The following is a 19,921-nucleotide window of genomic DNA, read 5'->3' as shown; positions in this document are numbered from 1 at the left end:
GGGGGGGGGGGGGGGGCGGGGCGTGGCTGGGCGGCCTCGCCGCCGCGGCCCCCGCGGGGGGGGGGGGGGGGGGGGGGGCGGCCCCCCCCCCCCCCCCCCCACCACGCCGTCCTAGAGGGTGCCGGTGAGGGCTTCCGGACGGATCGGCGTCTTGTTGATCTCCAGACCGGTCGCCGCCCGGATCGCCGCGATCACGGCCGGGGTGGACGACAGGGTGGGGGCCTCGCCCATACCGCGAAGGCCGTACGGCGCGTTCGGGTCGGCGAGCTCCAGGACGTCGACCGGGATGGTCGGGGTGTCGAGGATGGTCGGGATCAGGTAGTCCGTGAAGGAGGGGTTGCGCACCTTCGCGGTCTTCGGGTCCACGATGATCTCCTCCATGATCGCGACGCCCAGGCCCTGGGTGGTACCACCCTGGATCTGGCCGACCACGGAGAGCATGTTCAGGGCCTTGCCGACGTCCTGCGCGGTCGCCAGCTCGACGACCTTCACCAGGCCGAGCTCGGTGTCCACCTCGACCACCGCGCGGTGGGCGGCGAAGGTGTACTGGACGTGGCCGTCGCCCTGGCCGGTCTTCAGGTCGAAGGCGACGGTCGGCCGGTGCCGGAACTCCAGCTCCAGGTCGATCGCGTCCTCGCCCTCCAGGATGTCGGCGATGTCCGCGAGGACCTCTCCGCCGTCGGTGACGATCTTGCCGCCTTCGAGGAGCAGCTCGGCGGTCGCCCACGCCGGGTGGTAGGACCCGTTCTTGCGGCGGCCGATCTCCAGGACGGCCTCGCGGACGGCCTCGCAGGTGTTCTTCACGGCGCCACCGGTCATGTACGTCTGCCGCGAGGCGGACGTGGAACCGGCCGAGCCGACCTGCGTGTCGGCCGGGTGGATGGTCACCTGCGTGACGCCCAGCTCGGTACGGGCGATCTGCGCGTGGACCGTGACACCGCCCTGGCCGACCTCCGCCATGGCCGTGTGGACCATCGCGACGGCCTCGCCGTTGATGACCTCCAGGCGCACGCGGGCGGTGGAGTAGTCGTCGAAGCCCTCGGAGAAGCCGACGTTCTTGATGCCGACCGCGTAGCCGACGCCGCGCACGACGCCCTCGCCGTGGGTGGTGTTGGAGAGGCCGCCCGGCAGTGCGCGGACGTCCGCGCCCTCGCCGGCGGTCTCCCACTGACGCTCGGGCGGCAGCGGGCGGGCCTTGACCCGGCGCAGCAGCTCGGCGACGGGCGCCGGGGAGTCCACGACCTGGCCGGTGGGCATGATCGTGCCCATCTCCATGGCGTTCAGCTGGCGGAACTCGACCGGGTCCATGCCCAGCTTCGCCGCGAGCTTGTCCATCTGGGCCTCGTACGCGAAGCAGGCCTGGACGGCGCCGAAGCCGCGCATCGCGCCGCAGGGCGGGTTGTTCGTGTAGAGCGCGATCGCCTCGATGTCGACGTCCTCGAGGACGTACGGGCCGACCGACAGCGAGGAGGCGTTGCCCACGACCGCCGGGGAAGCGGACGCGTACGCGCCGCCGTCCAGGACGATCTTGCACTTCATGTGCGTGAGCTTGCCGTCCTTGGTGGCGCCGTGCTCGTAGTACAGCTTCGCCGGGTGGCGGTGCACGTGGCCGAAGAAGGACTCGAACCGGTTGTAGACGATCTTGACCGGCTTGTTCGTGGCCAGGGCCAGGAGGCAGGCGTGGATCTGCATCGAGATGTCCTCGCGGCCGCCGAAGGCACCGCCGACGCCCGAGAGCGTCATGCGGACCTTCTCCTCGGGGAGACCGAGGACGGGGGCGATCTGCTTGAGGTCCGAGTGCAGCCACTGGGTGGCGACGTAGAGGTCGACACCGCCGTCCTCGGAGGGCACGGCAAGGCCGGACTCCGGGCCGAGGAAGGCCTGGTCCTGCATGCCGAAGGTGTACTCGCCCTCGACGATGACGTCGGCGCGCTTGCGGGCCTCTTCCACGTTGCCGCGGATGATCGGCTGGCGGTGCACGACGTTCGGGTGCGGGACGTGACCGGAGTGGTGGTCGTCGCGGCCCGGGTGGATCAGCGGGGCGTCCGCGGCGAGGGCGGAGGCCTCGTCCGTGACGACCGGCAGCTCCCGGTAGTCGATCTTGATCTTGGCGGCCGCGCGGCGGGCGGTCTCCGGGTGGTCGGCTGCCACGAGGGCGACCGGCTCACCGTGGTGGCGCACCCGGCCGTTGGCGAGGACCGGGGTGTCCTGGATCTCCAGGCCGTAGTTCTTCATCTCGGCCGGCAGGTCGTCGTAGGTGAGCACCGAGTAGACGCCCGGCATCGCGAGGGCCTCGGAGATGTCGATCGAGGCGATCTCGGCGTGGGCGACGGTGCTGCGCAGGGTCTGGCCCCAGAGCATGTCCTCGTGCCACATGTCCGAGGAGTACGCGAACTCGCCGGTGACCTTGAGGGTGCCGTCGGGGCGGAGCGTGGACTCGCCGATGCCGCCCTTGTTGTGCTTCTGGGTGACGTTGGTCGGCGTGCCGGCCGGTACCGTGCGGGTGTTCTGAGCCATGGTCAGACCGCCTCTCCCTGACGTGCGGCCGCCAGGCGGACCGCGTCGAGGATCTTCTCGTAGCCCGTGCAGCGGCAGAGGTTGCCGGACAGGGCCTCACGGATGTCCTGGTCGGACGGGGAGTTGTTCTGTTCGAGCAGCGCGTCGGCCTGCACCAGCAGACCGGGGGTGCAGAAGCCGCACTGCACAGCGCCGGCGTCGATGAACGCCTGCTGGATGTTGGAGAGCTGCACACCCTCGCCGGTCTGGGAGTCGGCCGCCCGCGAGCGGAGCTCGCTGTCGGGCCCGTGCGCCTGCCACTGCTTGGCCGCGTCGAGGGTGACGCCGGCCTTGGAGCCGCAGCCGCCGCCGGTGCCGCACGCACCGCCGTGGCCGTGCTCCTCGCGCTGCTTGGCGAACTCCGCCAGACCCTCGACGGTCACGACGTCGCGGCCCTCGACCTGTCCGGCCGCCACCAGACAGGAACAGACCGGCACGCCGTCGAGACGAACGGTGCAGGAACCGCACTCGCCCTGCTCACAGGCGTTCTTCGAGCCCGGCAGGCCCAGGCGCTCGCGGAGCACGTAGAGAAGGGACTCGCCCTCCCAGACGTCGTCCGCTTCCTGCTGACGGCCGTTGACGGTGAAATTGACGCGCATGATTACGCAGCCCCTTCGAGCGAGCGGCCGTGGCCGGTTCCGCGGTACTGCTCCCAGGTCCAGACGAGCTGGCGGCGAGCCATGATGCCGACCGCGTGACGGCGGTACTTCGCCGTGCCGCGGACGTCGTCGATCGGGTTGGCCGCGCCGGTGGCGAGGTCACCGAACTGCTTGGCGATCGACGGGGTGATGACCTTGCGGGACTCCCAGAAACCGCCCTCTTCGAGCGCGGCGTTCAGGAACTCCTCGGCGGCCTTCGCACGGATCGGGGTCGGCGCGGCCGATCCGATGCCCGTACGGACCGTGCGGGTCTCGGGGTGCAGCGCCAGACCGAACGCGCAGACGGCGATGACCATCGCGTTGCGGGAGCCGACCTTGGAGTACTGCTGGGGACCGTCCGCCTTCTTCACGTGGACGGTCTTGATGAGCTCGTCGGCGGCGAGCGCGTTGCGCTTCACGCCGGTGTAGAACTCGTCGATCGGGATCAGGCGGGAGCCCCGTACGGACTCCACCTCGACCTCGGCACCCGCCGCGAGCAGCGCGGGGTGGGAGTCGCCGGCCGGCGAGGCGCAACCGAGGTTGCCGCCGACGCCGCCGCGGTTGCGGATCTGCGGGGACGCGACCGTGTGCGAGGCGAGCGCGAGTCCCGGGAGCTCCGTCCGGAGGTTCTCCATGATCTGCGTGTACGGAACGGAGGCGCCCAGCCGGACCACGTCCTCGCCGACCTCCCACTCCCGCAGCAGACCGATGCGGTTCAGGTCCAGGAGGTACTCCGGCCGACGGTGGTCGAAGTTGATCTCGACCATGATGTCGGTGCCACCCGCAATCGGCACAGCTGTGGGGTACTCGGCCTTAGCGGCGAGCGCCTCCTCCCAGCTGGCGGGGCGAAGGAAGTCCATGTGCGGCTCTCTTCTTCTTCATCGTGTCGTTCACTTCAAGCCAGGAGGCCCTCGGGCCCTCGACTGGTCGTTCACGTGCTGTTAACGCGGTGTGGAGTCAGTACACAAGCCGTGCGTCCTTCGGGTGCAGTCACCGAAACCATGAAGGAGTTGGCTGGCGGCCTCCCTCGTCTTGTAGATTCGTATGAAAGGCAGGATGCAACGACCTGCCCGATTTCCAACGGCAACATTCGAGACAGATCGGCGGCGACACCATGCGGCTGCGCGCACTGCTGGAAACCGAGGCGCTGGGGCTGCGGCTGCTGGGCGGCGAGGACGAACTCGACCGGACGGTCCGCGGCGTCATGACGACCGACCTACGGGATCCCAGCCGATACCTCACCGGGGGCGAACTCGTCCTCACCGGCCTGGCCTGGCGAAGAAATTCGGCCGACTCCGAGCCGTTCGTACGAATCCTCGCGAGCGCGGGCGTCGCGGGCCTCGCGGCCGGCGAGGCGGAGCTCGGGGACATCCCCGACGATCTCGTTTCAGCCTGTCGGCGCAACCGGCTGCCGTTGTTCGCCGTGAACGAAGACGTTGCATTCGCCACGATCACGGAGTACGTGGTGCGGCAGGTCTCCGGAGAGCGCGCCGGCGATCTCGCGGCCGTGGTCGACCGGCACCGCCGCCTGATGACGTCCGGCCCGGCGGGCGGTGGACCCGATGTGGTGCTCGATCTGCTCACCACCGACCTCGATCTGCGCGCCTGGGTGCTGTCCCCCACGGGCCGGCAGATCGCCGGAGCGGGCGAACCCCTGGCACCGGGCGTCTGTGCGGCCCTGGCCGGAGAACACCTGGCGGCGGTCCGCACCGGGCGCAGGGGCCCGCACCGGATCTCCATCCAGGGTATTACCTACTCCCTCTTCCCGATCAGGGGAGCGGGCCGCGGCCCGGGCGCTCCCGGGGCCCGTGACGTGCGCGAGAGCGTGCTCTCGGACTGGCTGCTCGCCGTCGAGGCGGACGCCGGGGACTGGCCCGCCGAGCGGCTCGACCTGCTCCAGGGCGTCACCCAGCTGATCGCCGTCGAGCGGGACCGGCGCGATGCCGCCCGCACGGTGCGCCGCCGTCTCGCCCAGGAGGTGCTGGAGCTGGTCCAGACGGGCGCCCCGCCCGCCGAGATCGCCGCCCGCCTGCGGGTCGCGGCCCCGGTGCTGCTGCCCGGGCTGGGCAGCGCCCCGCACTGGCAGGTCGTCGTCGCGCGGGTCGACTGGGAAGGCGGGGACATCCCCGGCGGCCCGGTGGCCCAGTCGCTGCTGGAGGAGATCCTGGTCGACCAGTCCGTCTCGGGGCCCGAGCCCTCGGACCGGATCGCCGTGGCCCACGCGGGCGACGAGGCCATCGCGCTCGTACCGCTGCCCGCGCTCGCCGCGGAGCCCGGCGAGGAGAAGGGCCCGGACCGCGCCCTGCACGCCGACGAGCTGCTCTCCGTCGTACGGGAACCCCTGCAGGCGGGCCTGGCCGACGACGGCCGGCTCACCCTGGGCGTCAGCGCCGCCGTGCACTCCGCCGAGGGGCTGCGCGGGGCGCTGGAGGAGGCCCGGCACGCCCGCCGGGTCGCCGCGGCGCGCCCGGGCCGGGTCTGCGCTGCGGGCCACCACGAGCTGGCCTCGCACGTCCTGCTGCTGCCGTTCGTCCCGGACGACGTGCGCCGCGCCTTCACGGCCCGCCTGCTGGACCCGCTGCGGGACTACGACCGCCGCCACCGCGCGGAGCTCATCCCGACGCTGGAGGCGTTCCTGGACTGCGACGGCTCGTGGACGCGCTGCGCGACGCGGCTGCACCTCCACGTCAACACCCTGCGGTACCGGGTCGGGCGAATCGAGCAGTTGACGGGGCGTGACCTCGCGCGGCTGGAGGACAAGCTCGACTTCTTCCTGGCACTGCGGATGAGCTGAGCGGATCCGGCCACGGAGCCGCCCCGCGCGGCCGGGAGCCGGCGCGAGGCGGCGCGAGGGCACCTGACACGGCGTCCGGACTTTGTGAAAGAGTTCACCCGACCCCTTGGCCGAAGGCTCCGATCCGTGCTCTCATTTCGCCCCAGGGCTCAACGACGTGCTGCTTGGTTGCTTTGGGGAGGGCAATGTGGCGGATACCGCCATGTCCGGTGCCGGATCTACGGGGGGAGACGACCCCCTCCAGCGGGCGATATGGCGGCTGCGCTCGCGCGGCTGTTGGACCGACGCGGCAGCCCTGCTGACGCCTCACCTGCACGACGCCGGCGCGGCCGTGCAGCGGACCGCGCTGCTGGTCGAGCGGTGCCTGTTCACCGGGCAGGGGTGGGCGGAGGCCGAGGACGCGCTGCGGGTCGCGGAGGCGGTGGCCCACGACGACGACGAGCGGGGCGCGGCGGCGTGCGAGCGGGGGCAGTTGGCGTACGCGGCGACCGTGCTCGGGGTCCGCGACCGCTCGGACGAGGCCCGTTCCGCACTGGGCCGGGCGGCGGCGCTGCTGTCCCCCGGGTCACGGACGCGCCCGCTGCTGGACTTCCGGCGGGGGCTGGTCGCGGAGCACCTCGCGGACGCCCCGCAGTCGGCCCGTCCGGCGTACCGCCGGGCCCATGCCGGGGCGCTGGCGCACGGGGACACCCTGCTGCTGTCCTTCACCTGGCGCCACCTGGCGGCGCTGTCCCTCCGGGACGGGGAGGTGGCGGAGGCCCGCCAGGGCTTCGCGGAGTCCCTGCGCATCCGGGAGGACCTGGGATTCCTGATCGGCACGGCCCCCGCGCTGGCGGCTCTGGCCGAAGCCGAGCCGGAACCGGAGGCGGCCCGCCTGCGCGCGGAGGCCCGCCGGCTGTTCCACCTCCTGGGCGGCATCCCGACCTGGCTGGCCGACCAGCTGCACCCGGACAGGCCCAGCCCCGCGGGCGTCTGAGGCGCCGGGCTCAGCCCGCGCCGAAGTGAGGGCGGAGCACCTGTTCCACGAGCGGGAGGTCGCCCGTGATCAGGGCCTCCAGCAGGGCCGTGTGCTCCGCCGCGTCCCGCACGAGCTCCGCCCGCCGCGCCCTCGGAGCTCCCGTGAGGGGCCACTGGGACCGGCGGTGCAGGTCCTGCGCCACGGAGACCAGCTGCTCGTTCCCGCCCAGGGAGAGCAGCTCCCGGTGGAAGGCCCGGTCCGCGTCCGCGTACCCCGCCAGGTCACCCGCCGCGGCGGCCTCCGCGGCCGCGGCCGCCACCGGCCGCAGCGCCGCCCAGGCCTCCGCCGGGACCGTACGGGCCAGGCCCAGCACCACCGGCACCTCCAGCAGCGCCCGTACCTCCGCCAGCTCCGCCAGGGTCCGCGGCGTACGCGACAGCACGCGGAAGCCCCGGTTCGGGAGGCACTCCACCGCCCCCTCCAGCGCCAGCTGCTGCATCGCCTCGCGCACGGGCGTCGCGGAGACGCCGAAGCGCTCCCCCAGGGCCGGCCCGGAGTAGATCTCCCCCGGCACCAGCTCCCCGTCGACGAGCGCCGCGCGCAGCGCGTCGAGCACCTGCCCGCGCACCGAATGGCGCAGCACCTTCCGCACCGCCGTCTTTTGCGCCGCCACCCTGCCGTGGGCCGCTTCGCGCACTCGGTCCTCCTCGGGGTCTCGACCTGACGTAAGCATCCCGAGAATAGGCGAATCGGTCCGGCAGGCGCTGGTACGGCCGCCCTAGATCAGATAAGGTTAGGCTTACCTTTGTCGCTTTCGACCGTGTGAATCGGTGGTCCCGCCATGCCCGACAGCTCCGTCGTCGCCCTGCCCCCGGCCGGCTCTCCGGTGGCGGACGCGTACGCACGCCTGTCGAAGGCGTACCCCCGCCTCCAGGTCGCCGAGCGCGCGGCGCACGAGCCCGCCCCCCGCGGTGTGGGGTGGATCGGCGCGGACGCGCTCGCGGCCGGCGGGGCCGAGGTGGACGGCTACCTCGCCTGGGACGACGCCCAGGTCCTGCGGGACTACGGCCGCCAGGCCCGCCCCGACGTGGTGGCCACCTTCGGGCTGCACCGGTACGCGTGGCCCGCGTGCCTGCTCATCACGGCCCCCTGGTTCCTCGACCGCCGGGTGCCCCGCCTGTCGGCGCACGACGTGGCGTTCCACCGGACCCAGGGGCGCATGAGCGTGCACGTCGAGTCCTTCTCCTGCCTGCCGGACGACCCCGCGGCCGCTCTCCCCGGGGCCCGTGTCGTGCCCGACGAGGAGGCGCTGCGCGCCGAGGTGCGGGCTGCGGTGGCCCACCACCTCGAACCGCTGCTGGAGGGCTTCGGCACGCGCATGCGGCGCGGGCGCCGCGCCCTGTGGGGCATGGTGACCGACGAGATCGTCTCGGGCGTCTGGCACCTCGGGAAGCTCGTGGACGAGGAGCACCGGGCCATGGCCGAGCTGGAGGCGCTGCTGCCCGGCCGGACGGCCCCGTACACCGCCGGTGCGGCGTTCCGCACGCTCTCCGGCCCGCGCGGGGAACAGCTCCCCACCCGGGACCGGGCCAGCTGCTGCCTCTTCTACACGATCCGGCCCGAGGACACCTGCACCACCTGTCCCCGCACCTGCGACGCGGACCGCATCGTCCGCCTCACGACTGCTGCCTGACCTCTGAACCCACTCGTACGACTGACCGTAATCGAACGCAACTCCGGTCGCACGGGCAGTAGTTCGAGCCACAACACCCTATCCGGCGGGCCCCACCCCCCGATGGCGTCCACTTGCCCCGAAACCCGCATGCCGGGCCGATCTCCTGCGTCACCATGGCTCCCGGAAGGCCGCACACGCGAGGCAGAGGCAAGGGACATCCGCATGAGACTGACCGACATATCGCTGGACTGGCTGCTGCCCGGCAGCCTGCTGATCCTGGGCGTACTTGCGGCAGTTGCGGTACTGGCCCGGGGCAAGCGGGAAGGCGACAAGGCCGCGGCCGAAGACACCTGGGAGCGCAGCGAAGAGCGGCGGCGGCGCAAGGAAGCCGTCTACGGAACCGCCTCCTACGTCCTGCTGTTCTGCTGTGCGGCGGTCGCCGCCGCGCTCTCCTTCCACGGACTGGTCGGCTTCGGACGCCAGAACCTGAACCTCTCCGGAGGCTGGGAGTACCTGGTCCCCTTCGGTCTCGACGGCGCCGCCATGTTCTGCTCGGTGCTCGCCGTCCGCGAGGCCAGCCACGGTGACGCGGCCCTCGGCTCCCGCATGCTGGTCTGGCTGTTCGCGGGCGCGGCCGCCTGGTTCAACTGGGTGCACGCGCCGCGCGGCGCCGGGCACGACGGGGCCCCGCAGTTCTTCTCCGGAATGTCGCTCTCGGCGGCCGTGCTCTTCGACCGCGCCCTCAAGCAGACCCGCCGGGCCGCTCTGCGCGAACAGGGCCTGATCCCGCGGCCGTTGCCGCAGATCCGGATGGTCCGCTGGCTTCGGGCCCCCCGGGAGACCTTCGGCGCCTGGTCCCTCATGCTGCTGGAGGGGGTGCGCACCCTCGACGAGGCCGTCGAGGAGGTACGCGAGGACAAGCGCGAGCGGGAGCAGGACCGCCACCGCCGGCGCGACCAGAACCGGCTGGACCGGGCCCGCATCAAGGCCCTGGGCCGGCAGAACCGGGCGTTCGGACGTTCCCGCGCCCGCCAGGTCGACGTACCGGGGCTGACCCCCGGATCGGGCTCCGCGCCGGTCGGCGCGGAGCCGGCCATAGCGGAAACGGAACAGCTGCCCGCTCCGCGCCGCCGGCCCTCCCTGCAGGCCGTGCAGGGCCCCGAGACCGCTGAGGTGACCGGCACCCGGACGGTGGACCTGACCGCCGAGGACGACACCCAGACGATCCCCCGCCTCGACTCCCTCGAACGCAAACTCAAGGACCTGGAGCAGCAGTTCGGCTGACGGCCGCGTGCAGGACCGACCCCGGAGGGCCCGCCGTCAGGCGGTCCCTCCGTCGTACCTCGCGTCGTACGCCGCGCCGTAGGAGCCGTCGTACGCCCCGTCGTAGGCCCGGCCGCCGAGGGCGCCGTCCAGCTCGAACCAGACCACCTTGCCTCCGGTCTGCGCGGGCACGTCCACGCCCCAGGCGTCGGCGAGGGCCTGCACCAGCATCAGACCCCGGCCGTGCGTACCGTCGTCGGCGGTCGGTACGTACGGCCGGGGCCGGCGCGAGACGCGGTCACTGACCTCCACCCTCAGCCGGTCCGCGGCGAGCCGTGCGGACACCTCCGCGCCCTGGTCGGTGTGGACGAGGGCGTTGGTGACGAGCTCGGTGATCAGCAGCTCCGCCACCTCGGCGGTGTCGGCCGGGCACCGGTGGCGCATCAACTCCCTTAATGCCAGCCTCACTTCGCCCACAGCCTTGAGATCTGCCCGGCGTATGCTTCGGGTGATCTCCAGCGCTTCCACCGCTCTCCCGCCCTCGACGGACGGTTCACGCGGTTCGGGCCGCCCTCTCCTCCACTGCTTCCCGGTCTTCGCCCCCACCCGCACGGCGATGCCCCTCCCCCGTAAGTTCCCGTTGATCTCGAACTGGTCTACGGGGATGCATGCCCGCCGGGGCAATCCGCACTCCTGCGGGCTTACGGGCGCGGCACGTTGCGCAGGTTGGATCGAGCCATCTGGATCATCCTTCCCACGCCACCGTCCAGCACGATCTTGCTGGCGGAAAGTGCGAAACCGGCCACCATCTCGGCGCTGATCCTGGGTGGAATGGACAAGGCGTTGGGGTCGGTCACCACGTCCACCAAGGCGGGTCCCTCGTGCCGGAACGCGTCCCTCAAAGCCCCTGCGAGCTGCTTGGGCTTCTCGACCCGGACCCCGAACGCACCCGCCGCACGGGCGATCGCGGCGAAATCCGGGTTGCGGTTGGTCGTTCCGTACGACGGAAGGCCGGAAACCAGCATCTCCAACTCGACCATGCCGAGGGATGAGTTGTTGAAAAGGACCACTTTGACGGGCAGGTCGTACTGCACCAGGGTGAGGAAATCTCCCATCAGCATCGAGAAACCGCCGTCGCCTGACATCGACACCACTTGACGGGTGCGGTCGGTGAACTGTGCGCCGATGGCCTGCGGGAGGGCGTTGGCCATGGAGCCGTGGCTGAAGGAGCCGATGATGCGCCGCTTGCCGTTCGGGGAAAGATAGCGCGCCGCCCACACATTGCACATGCCCGTGTCGACGGTGAACACGGCGTCCTCGTCGGCGATTTCGTCGAGGACGGCGGCCACGTACTCGGGATGGACCGGGGTGTGCTTCTCCACCTTGCGGGTGTACGCCTTCACCACGCCTTCCAGGGCGTCCGCGTGCTTCTTCAGCATCCGGTCCAGGAAGCGGCGGTCCGTCTTGGCCTTGACCCGGGCGTTCAGGGCGCGCAGGGTCTCCCGCGCGTCCCCCCAGACGGCCAGGTCCAACTGCGAGCGCCGGCCGAGGTGTTCGGGGCGGATGTCCACCTGGACGATCTTCACGTCGTCGGGCAGGAAGGCGTTGTACGGGAAGTCCGTGCCGAGCAGGATCAGCAGGTCGCACTCGTGCGTGGCCTCGTAGGCGGCGCCGTAGCCGAGCAGCCCGCTCATGCCGACGTCGTACGGGTTGTCGTACTGGATCCATTCCTTGCCGCGCAGGGCGTGCGCGACGGGGGCCTTGACCCGGCCCGCGAACTCCATGACCTCGGCGTGCGCCCCGGCGGCGCCGCTGCCGCAGAACAGGGTGACCTTGTCGGCCTCGTCGACGAGCCGGACCAGCTTCTCGATCTCCCCGTCACCGGGGCGTACGGTCGGCCGCGCGGTCACGAGCGCGTGCTCGACGCTCTTCTCCGGAGCCGGGAGGGAGGCGATGTCACCGGGCAGCGCGACCACGCCGACGCCGCTGCGGCCGATGGCGTGCTGGATCGCGCTCTGGAGTACGCGGGGCATCTGCTGCGGGTTGGAGATCAGCTCGCAGTAGTGGCTGCACTCGGTGAACAGCCGGTCGGGGTGGGTCTCCTGGAAGTAGCCGAGGCCGATCTCGCCGGAGGGGATGTGGGAGGCGAGCGCGAGGACCGGGGCCATGGAGCGGTGGGCGTCGTAGAGGCCGTTGATCAGGTGCAGGTTGCCGGGGCCGCAGGAGCCCGCGCAGGCGGCGAGCCGGCCGGTGATCTGGGCCTCGGCACCGGCGGCGAAGGCGGCGGTCTCCTCGTGCCGGACCTGGATCCACTCGATGCCGCCGGTCCGGCGGATGGCGTCGACGACGGGGTTCAGGCTGTCGCCGACGACTCCGTACATCCGGCGCACGCCGGCGCGTACGAGGATGTCGACGAACTGCTCCGCCACGTTCTGCTTGCCCATGGGGTGGCGCCCTTCCGTTGCCTGCCGGGTACGCCCGCCCATCCATCCACACTCCGCGCCGTCACGCCTCCCAGACGGCGGCGGCCGTCCGGTCGTCGGCGTACCCCTTGAGGCGGAGCTGGGTGTCCGCGAGGAAGACCGCGAGGCCGGGGGGTTCCCGGTCGGCCCAGCGGGCCGCGAGTTCGGCCGAAAGGAGCCCCTCCTCGCGCATCGGGTCGGCGAGCCCGCCGGAGCAGAGGAGCAGGGTGTCGCGGGGCCGGGCCACGGCGGCGCGGAACCGGAACCCGTCGGCGCCGCTCTCGTCCGGCTCCGCCCGCTGCGGCTCCAGGTCCTCCCAGGTCCCGCCGCGGAGCCGGAACAGGCCGCCGGCGCCCGAGCCGAAGCAGATCCGGGTCTTGCACTCGGGATCGATGGGGAGCAGCAGGACGCGCAGGCCGGCGGTGTACGCCTCCTCCGGGAGCCCGAGTTCGGCGGCGTGGGCGCGCAGCCGTCCGTAGCCGCGGTCGGTGAGCCGCTGGAGCCCCGAGCGCAGGGCGTCGCGCCGGCCGGCGCGGATGTCGTCGGCGAGGCGCCGGCGGCTCCGGCCGACGGCGGAGGCGATCCACCGGCACAGCTCGGCGGCGGCCTCGGCGGCGCCGGGGGCGGCGCGGTCCCCTCCGGCGAGGGCGACGAGGACGAGGGCGTCGTCGCCGGTGCCGAAGCGGGCGGTCAGCAGGAAGTCCCGCCGGGCCTCGCCTCGGAACCGGGCGGAGTCCCCGCGCACGGAGGTGGCGCGCAGGGTGTACGCCCCATGGCGGGCCCCTTCGAGCACGGTGTCGGGCACGAGTTCCCCGAGCGCCCCAGGATCGGCGAGCGGCAGCGCCCCGGGCTCGGCGGCGTAGGTGGGAGCCCGGTCCCCGAGGAACCCCACGGCCGGGCGCTCCCCACCACCGGCGCCGTCCCAGGGCTCACCGGCGACAGGAGTCCCGGATACGGCCGGGGGAGCCGCATCGGGCCGCTGTCCGGCGCCGGGGACCTCCCACGGAGCCGGAGGCTCGGCATCGGAATCGGCATCGGCACGCGGGTCCGGCACGCGATCGGGGACGGTCGAGGGCTCGTGGCCGGTCCGGGGCCCCGGACCGGAGCCGGGGTCGGGGTAGGGCGGGGGTGCGGGCGCGGCGGCGGGCCCACCGGTCCCGGGGCCGGGCACGCGAGCCCCGTGCGCGTCGGGCCGCGGTGGTGCGCCGGTGTCCCCGTAGGGGGTCCGCTCGGGGAACGCCTCTGCGGCCGGGGCACCTGGTGGGGCGCCGAACCGCCGGACCGGCGGTTCGGGCTGTTCCTCGGGAAGCACCGGCGGCACCGTCACACTGCCCAGGCCGTATCCCGTCGCGCCGGGTTCCCGGGGGTCCCGGGGCGGCGGCGCCGGCTCCGGCCCGACCTCCCGGCGCGGCCCGGGCAGCACGGCGTACGGCGGCGGCCCGGGCGGCTCCGGCGGCTCCCCCGGGGGCCGGGATCCCGCCCCGGGCTCCGGCGGCACGCCCTGCGGCCCCGGCGGGGTCTGGCCCTGGGCCGGGACCTGGTGCGTGAGGGACGATGCCGAATGGAAGCGGGTGTCCAGGGTGTCGGCCGGGTCCGGGGTGGCGGCCGGGTCCGGGTCCGGGGTTTCATACAGCTTCTGCCACCAGTCGTCCGCGCCCTGCTGACTCATGGGCCCATTCTTGGCCCCCCGCAGCGGCGGGAAACGCCGAATACGCGAAATGGGGTCCACCGGGCCGCCGCCCGGTGAACCCCATTTCGTATCTCTCGTACGACCTAACGGATGTCGTACGCCCGCACGACCGTCTGGGTGACGGCCGCACCGTTCGCGTCGGTGAGCTCCACCTTCAGTGAAACCGGCCGGCCGGCCTCGGCCCCGGCGTGGTCCACGACCGCGGACCAGCGCCCGTCCCGCTCGGCGACGGGCGCCTGCGTCCAGTGCTCACCGTCGTACGAGTACGCCAGCTTCACCGACGTCAGCGCCCCCGGCAGGTACCCCGCGTGCCCCGTCGCGCCCAGCCCGATCCGCTGCCCGTTCTCCGCAGGAAGCGTCTTCATGCCGTCCGCCGGGATCGAGAGGGAGGGGAACAGGATCGGGATGGACTGGGAGTACTGAGCCGGGTCCTGGTGCGAGCGGAAGGTCCACGTGGTGGCCACCGCCTGCGAGCGCTGCCACGTGCGCGCCGGCTGGCCGAACTTCTCGATCTTCTGCGTCAGTTCGTAGGTGGCCTCCTCCGCCGGGACCTCGAAGACCCCCGACGGGTACCAGCTGTCCCCGATCTGCTCGCCGCCCCGCCTGAGGACCAGTGCGCCGACGTCCCCGAAGGAGCCCGGCTGCGCGAAGTGCCCGGTGTCCCCCCACATCGCGGAGGCGAAGCCGATCAGGTTGCCCTGCCGCTCGGCGGCCGGCTGCGGCCGGCCCGCGAGGTCGCGGCCGGCGACCGGGCCGATGACCCCGTCGTACCAGCTCTCGCTCCGCTTGCCGCCCTTGGCGTACGTGCGCTGCCGGTCGGTCATGAACTCGCCCCACGGGAAGCTGCTGGAGACCATGTGGTCCCACGCCGTGTCCCCGGCGGAGTAGAGCTCGGTGCGCTTGCCCGGCACGGCCACGGTGTCCAGGCCGCCGAAGTGGACGGCGTTGCCCAGCGGCCGGTACGCGCCGGTCAGGTCGGTGAAGTCGGCGGCCACGCCCATCGCGTGGTACGTGGACCCGACGGAGCCGAGGTCGCGGTCGCGCACCCGGTAGGTCCGGTCCCCCCGCACCGCGCCCTTCTCCACCTGCGCCAGGTTGTAGACGTACGGGCTCTTCGCGCTGCCCTTCCAGTTCAGCGCGACCCTGCCCGCCGCGAGCCGCGCGAGCAGCGCCTCCGCCTCCGGCCTCTCGATGGTCAGCGCGGGGAGCGAGCCGCCCGCGTAGCCGGTGAAGCCGGTCCAGCGGCCGGGGGCCTCCCGGTGGGCGAGCACCGCCCTGGCCCCGGCCGCCCTGGCATTCTCAGCGACCTCGTACAGCGAGCCGTCCACGGCCTTGACCAGGACGATCGCGCCCTTGGACCCGGCCGCGGCGAGCTCCTCGGGGGTGCCGGCGCCCGCGTCGACCAGCGGCGCGCCGCCCGTCCCGTCGAGGTTGTCGCTGCCCGTGGAGGCGGTGATCGGGTGCAGTGCCGGGCCCCCGGCGACCTTCAGCTCGGAGATCAGCGGCGCGGCGGCCCGCCAGTAGCTGCCGAACTCGAACTCCCCCTCGTGCGCCCGGCCTTCGACCGAGGCGTAGTAGCCGCGGACCGTCCGCCCGCCCATCGCCGTGCCCGCGTGGAGCCAGGACTCGTCCCAGTAACGGGAGAAGGCGAGGGTGGTGTTGCGTGCCTCGGTGGGCCGGTCGGTCGCGATCGAGAGCCGGGCCGCCCTGCGGGCGTCCAGTACGACCACGGTGTCCTTCTCGACCTCGACCTGGGGGCGGCCCAGGTACGTGAGGGAGTCGTACAGCGCGGCCCCGTCACCGGCGTCGGGCGTGCCGACGAAGGCGGACAGGAAGTACGAGCCCGGGCGCACCCGGTAGACCTGGTCCGCGGCGCCGTCGTTGAAGCGGCGCTCCCCGCCGGCGTCGTCGGTGCCGATGACGTCGAGGGAGGAGGGTCCGGCGGCGGGCTCGCCTGCGCGGTCGATCAGCTTGACGCGCAGGGTGACGGTCTGCGGCTCCACGTACAGCGAGAAGGGCGTGGAGACGTGCACGCCGTCCGCCGTGGCGACGACGCGCCCGGTGACGTCCCCGTACTGGGAGCGCTCCAGCCGGGCCGCCGGGTCCAGGGCCAGCGGCACCTTGACGGTGGCTCCGGCCGGGACGGTGACCGTACGCCGGTCCAGGCCCGCGATCCGGCTGCGCACGGGCGAGCCGTCGTTGCCGGTGACCTTCTCGACGGCGAGGTTCAGGGTGACGGGCCGGGTGCCCGTGTTGGTGTACGGGATCTGGACGGTCGTCCGGTCGCCGCGCTCCTGCGGCCAGTGGTACGAGCCTCCCTGCACGGCGGGGGCGCCGGTCACGGTGGTGTCGATCGCGGCCTTGACGTCGAGGCGGCCGCCGCCGGTCTGGCGTACGTCCCCGGGGACACCGGAGTCGGCGGAGCCGACGAGGGCGGCCTTGACCTGCTGTCCGGTCCAGTCGGGATGGCGCTGCTTGACGATGGCGGCGGCGCCCGCGACGTGCGGGGTGGCCATCGACGTACCGGACATGGACTGGTAGGCGTACACCCCGCGCCCGCCGGCCGCGGCGGCCGAGATCCCGACCCCGGGGGCGGCGATCTCGGGCTTGAGGATGTGCTGGAGTCCGGCGGGGCCGCGGCTGGAGAAGGAGGCCGTGGTGTCGTCGCGGTCGACGGCGCCGACGGTGAGCACGCCGGGCGCGCAACCGGGCGAGGAGACCGTGTTGTTGCCGGGGCCGGAGTTGCCGGCGGCGATCACGAAGAGGGTGCCGCTGCTCTGCGCCAGCCGCTCGGCGGCGACCGACATGGGGTCGTCGCAGCTGGTCCGCGAGGGGTCGCCGAGGCTCATGGAGACCACGTCCGCCTTGCTCTCGACGGCCCATTCCATGCCGGCGATGATCCACGAGTCCAGGCCGTGGCCCTGGTCGTTGAGGACCTTGCCGCTGAGCAGGGCGGTACCCGGCGCGACGCCCTTCTTGGCGCCGCCGCTCTCGGCTCCGGAGCCGCCGACGGTGGAGATGGTGTGGGTGCCGTGGCCCTGGCGGTCCGCGTCGGTGTCGGAGTCGGTGAAGTTCTTCGACGCGGCGACGCGGCCCTTGAGGTCGGGGTGGTCCAGGTCGGTGCCGGTGTCGAGGACGGCGACCTTGGTGCCTTCGCCGTCGTACCCGGCGGCCCAGGCGGCGGTGGCGCCCACCTGCTTGGTGGACCGCTCCAGGTTCGCCTGGACCTTGCCGTCGAGCCACAGCTTCTTCAGCCCGCCGGCCGCGCGGGAGCGGGTGTCGGTGACGTCCGCCCAGAAAGCGGCGGCCTGCTGCTTGTCGGCGGCGAGGGCGACGGCTCCGATGGAGCCGAGGACGAGGGAGCGCTCGGCGCCGCGCGGGGCGGGCGGCGCGCTGCGCGCCGGGTCGGCGGAGCCCTCGTAGACCGCGATGAGCGGGAGCTTCTTGGTGCGGGCGTCGTCGTAGCCCTGCCGGATCAGGCCGGTGACGTTGAAGAGCTCCTGGTCGACCGTGCCCGCGGCGAGGGCCTTGACCGCGCTCTCGGGGTAGACGTAGAGGTCCTTGCCGTTCTGGCGGGTCTGCACGAGCGGCTGCGAGCCGTCCTCGCGCGGCATCGCGGTGGCGGCGGTGCGCCCGGCCGGGTCGGTGGAGACCAGGATCCGGTCGCCCGTGACCAGGGTCACGGTGACGGGGGCCGCGGGCTGCTTTCCGGCCGCTCCGCTCCCCGCGATCGGTCTCGTCCCCGGTCCTCCAGGCGCTCCGTCGGTCGGCTGCGCCGCCGACGGGCCGATGGCGGTGACGGCCAGGACGGCCGCTGCTGCCGCTCCCACCGCCGTACGCGATATCGGGCGCATCGCTCTCCCCAGGTGAATTCCGGCCAACTGCTGCATTGCACGGCAAAGCTGCCCGCAAGTGGCTTCCGACCGGCGGATGTTGGTGCTGCGGTGGCGTCACCCTGGCAGAGAGGCGTCAGGTGCGGCGATGATGTCGGCGGCGGGTTTGCGCCGTGGCCGCTTCCCGCCACGAACGGTGCGGAGAGGGTGGGTGGACCGGTTGCTGAGTGCGATAGGGCTGGACGAGGGCCAGGAGGCGGCGTACCGCGCGCTGGTGGCCCTGGGGGCGGCGGAGGTGGCCGACCTGGCGCACCGGCTGGCGCTGCCGGTGCCGCAGACCGAGCGGGCCTTGCGGCACCTGGAACGGCACGGGCTGGCCGCGCAGTCCTCGACCCGGCCGGGGCGCTGGGTGGCGGCCCCGCCGGGGGTGGCGCTGGGGGCGCTGCTGACGCAGCAGCGGCACGAACTGGAACAGGCGGAGCTGGCCTCGGCGCTGCTGGCGCAGGAGTACCGGGCGGAGGCCGCCGAGCCCGCGGTGCACGACCTGGTGGAGGTGGTGACCGGCGCGAGCGCGGTGGCACACCGCTTCCACCAGCTCCAGCTGGGCGCCGCGGAGGAGGTGTGCGCCCTGGTCAGCGGCCGGCCGCAGGTGGTCACCGGGATGGAGAACGAGGCGGAGGAGCGGGCCGCCGTGCGGGGCGTGGCGTACCGGGTCGTGATCGAGCGGGAGGTACTGGCCCTGCCGACGGGGATCAGGGAGGCGTCGACGGCGCTCGCCCGCGGCGAACAGGTCCGGGTGACGGGGGACGTCCCGACGAAGCTGGTGATCGCGGACCGGTCCCTGGCGATGGTCCCGCTGACGTCGCGCGGGGCGGAGCCGACGGCGCTCGTGGTGCACGCGTCGGGACTGCTGGAGTCCCTGATGGGGCTCTTCGAGGCGGTGTGGCGGGAGGCGCTGCCGCTGCGGCTGGGGGCGACGGGCGCGGCGGAGGAGTCGGGGGGCGTGCCGGACACCACCGACCTGGAGATCCTGACGCTGCTGCTGGCCGGGATGACGGACGCGAGCGTGGCGAAGCACCTGGAGCTGGGGCTGCGGACGGTGCAGCGGCGGGTCAAGGGCCTGATGGAGCTGTCCGGGGTCACGACGCGGCTCCAGCTGGGCTGGCACGCGTACGAGAGGGGCTGGGTGGCCCGGTAGGAGGGGCCGGGCGGCTGGGTGGCCCGATGGGCCCCGGTCGGTCAGGCTGAGCGCATGGATCTGCCTCAGCTGCTCCTGGTGGGGCTGGTGCTCCTGCTCGGGGTGCTGGGAGTGCTGGTCCCGGGTGTGCCGGGGACCTGGCTGGTCTGGGCGGGGGTGCTGTGGTGGGCGCTGCACGAGCGGTCGGCGCTGGCGTGGTCCCTGCTGGTCTCGGCGACGGTGCTGCTGCTGGTGGTCCAGGTGGTCGAGTGGCAGCTGCCGCCGCGCCGGCTGCGCGGGGTGGGGGTCACCCGCCGGATGACGGTGTACGCGGGCGCGGGCGCGCTGATCGGCTTCGTGGTGCTGCCGGTGCTGGGCGCGGTTCCGGGGTTCGTCGGAGGCGTCTACCTGTGCGAGCGGCTGCGGCTGGGCACGCACGGCGAGGCCTGGGCCTCGGCACGGGCGGTGATTCGGGCGGTGGGCACGAGCGTCCTGGTGGAACTGCTCGCGTGCCTGATGGTGGTGGGCGCCTGGCTCGGGGCGGTCGTGGCCGACTGAATGTACGCACGTGGAAACGCCGCTTTGCCGTCCGGCAGTTTCATACCTCGGGCGTGTCCGCAAAGTAGCGCCGTCCGCCCGGAGGGCGGTCCCGCGGCGTCCGGTGCGTGCTCTCGGTGTGCCGGGCGGAAGCCCGTGTACTGGACGTACTCGGGATTTCGCCCGGTGCGCCGAGAGTGCGTGCCGGGCGTCGCGGGGCAGGCGGGACTTTGCGGACACGCCCTAGTAGTGCTTTGTTAGCTGGTCTTGTCACGGTCGGTGTTCGGTAGTTCGCTGCTTGTATGAGGGCGGGTGAGCTTGCTGAGTGTCGGGCCCGG

At 73.0% G+C, this 19,921-nt stretch carries 13 protein-coding genes and 1 pseudogene; 6 read left to right on the top strand and 8 right to left on the bottom strand.

The window, feature by feature from the left end:
• Positions 1-111: 111 nt before the first annotated feature.
• The 3 genes from pucD to ACFXGI_RS30435 are packed head-to-tail and all read right to left on the bottom strand — an operon-like array spanning position 112 to position 4,054.
• On the bottom strand, positions 112-2,517 hold the full coding sequence (gene pucD, locus ACFXGI_RS30445) for a xanthine dehydrogenase subunit D (protein ID WP_384713478.1): 2,406 nt from the start codon (positions 2,515-2,517) through the stop codon (positions 112-114).
• A gap of 2 nt (positions 2,518-2,519) precedes the next feature.
• Positions 2,520-3,155, bottom strand: a complete 636-nt coding sequence (locus ACFXGI_RS30440; RefSeq protein ID WP_384713474.1) for a (2Fe-2S)-binding protein — start codon at positions 3,153-3,155, stop codon at positions 2,520-2,522.
• A 2-nt stretch (positions 3,156-3,157) separates the two neighbouring features.
• Positions 3,158-4,054 (bottom strand): xanthine dehydrogenase family protein subunit M, encoded by an 897-nt coding sequence (locus tag ACFXGI_RS30435; RefSeq protein WP_030858075.1) that lies wholly within the window; start codon positions 4,052-4,054, stop codon positions 3,158-3,160.
• Positions 4,055-4,308: 254 nt separating this feature from the next.
• Here ACFXGI_RS30435 and ACFXGI_RS30430 point away from each other — a divergent pair, with 254 nt between their 5' ends.
• Both ACFXGI_RS30430 and ACFXGI_RS30425 read left to right on the top strand, forming a co-directional pair.
• The gene (locus tag ACFXGI_RS30430; protein ID WP_384713469.1) at positions 4,309-5,988 is read left to right on the top strand and encodes a PucR family transcriptional regulator; all 1,680 of its coding nucleotides are present in this window, start codon (positions 4,309-4,311) and stop codon (positions 5,986-5,988) included.
• Positions 5,989-6,175: 187 nt separating this feature from the next.
• A complete protein-coding gene (locus tag ACFXGI_RS30425; RefSeq protein ID WP_384713466.1) occupies positions 6,176-6,964 on the top strand; it encodes a hypothetical protein in 789 nt (262 codons plus the stop codon).
• Positions 6,965-6,974: 10 nt separating this feature from the next.
• On the opposite strand, the gene ACFXGI_RS30420 is transcribed toward ACFXGI_RS30425, so the two are convergent.
• Entirely contained in the window at positions 6,975-7,679 is a 705-nt protein-coding gene (locus ACFXGI_RS30420; RefSeq protein WP_384713463.1) for a GntR family transcriptional regulator, read from the bottom strand.
• 108 nt (positions 7,680-7,787) lie between these two features.
• Here ACFXGI_RS30420 and ACFXGI_RS30415 point away from each other — a divergent pair, with 108 nt between their 5' ends.
• A complete protein-coding gene (locus ACFXGI_RS30415; protein ID WP_384713460.1) occupies positions 7,788-8,639 on the top strand; it encodes a (2Fe-2S)-binding protein in 852 nt (283 codons plus the stop codon).
• A 204-nt stretch (positions 8,640-8,843) separates the two neighbouring features.
• Positions 8,844-9,905 carry a DUF2637 domain-containing protein gene (locus ACFXGI_RS30410; RefSeq protein WP_384713457.1) on the top strand — a complete coding sequence of 354 codons (1,062 nt, stop codon included), beginning with the start codon at positions 8,844-8,846 and terminating at the stop codon, positions 9,903-9,905.
• Positions 9,906-10,028: 123 nt separating this feature from the next.
• Here the strand turns inward: ACFXGI_RS30410 and ACFXGI_RS30405 are convergent.
• The 4 genes and pseudogenes from ACFXGI_RS30405 to ACFXGI_RS30390 all read right to left on the bottom strand — a co-directional run.
• Positions 10,029-10,385 (bottom strand): annotated as a pseudogene (locus tag ACFXGI_RS30405) (ATP-binding protein); the annotation flags it as partial.
• A gap of 200 nt (positions 10,386-10,585) precedes the next feature.
• Positions 10,586-12,328 carry a pyruvate dehydrogenase gene (locus ACFXGI_RS30400; RefSeq protein WP_384713454.1) on the bottom strand — a complete coding sequence of 581 codons (1,743 nt, stop codon included), beginning with the start codon at positions 12,326-12,328 and terminating at the stop codon, positions 10,586-10,588.
• A 61-nt stretch (positions 12,329-12,389) separates the two neighbouring features.
• Complete coding sequence (locus ACFXGI_RS30395) at positions 12,390-14,015, bottom strand: protein phosphatase 2C domain-containing protein (protein ID WP_384713451.1); 1,626 nt, start codon at positions 14,013-14,015, stop codon at positions 12,390-12,392.
• Between the two features lie 104 nt (positions 14,016-14,119).
• The gene (locus tag ACFXGI_RS30390) at positions 14,120-17,890 is read right to left on the bottom strand and encodes a S8 family serine peptidase (protein ID WP_384713448.1); all 3,771 of its coding nucleotides are present in this window, start codon (positions 17,888-17,890) and stop codon (positions 14,120-14,122) included.
• Between the two features lie 199 nt (positions 17,891-18,089).
• Here ACFXGI_RS30390 and ACFXGI_RS30385 point away from each other — a divergent pair, with 199 nt between their 5' ends.
• On the top strand, positions 18,090-19,067 hold the full coding sequence (locus ACFXGI_RS30385) for a helix-turn-helix domain-containing protein (RefSeq protein ID WP_384713595.1): 978 nt from the start codon (positions 18,090-18,092) through the stop codon (positions 19,065-19,067).
• Between the two features lie 54 nt (positions 19,068-19,121).
• Positions 19,122-19,604, top strand: coding sequence for a DUF456 domain-containing protein (locus ACFXGI_RS30380; protein ID WP_384713445.1), 483 nt, complete (start codon positions 19,122-19,124; stop codon positions 19,602-19,604).
• Positions 19,605-19,921: the final 317 nt, after the last annotated feature.

Source organism: Streptomyces sp. NPDC059355, assembly GCF_042752335.1.
Classification (GTDB): Bacteria; Actinomycetota; Actinomycetes; order Streptomycetales; family Streptomycetaceae; genus Streptomyces.
This window is presented reverse-complemented; position numbering and strand designations above follow the sequence as displayed.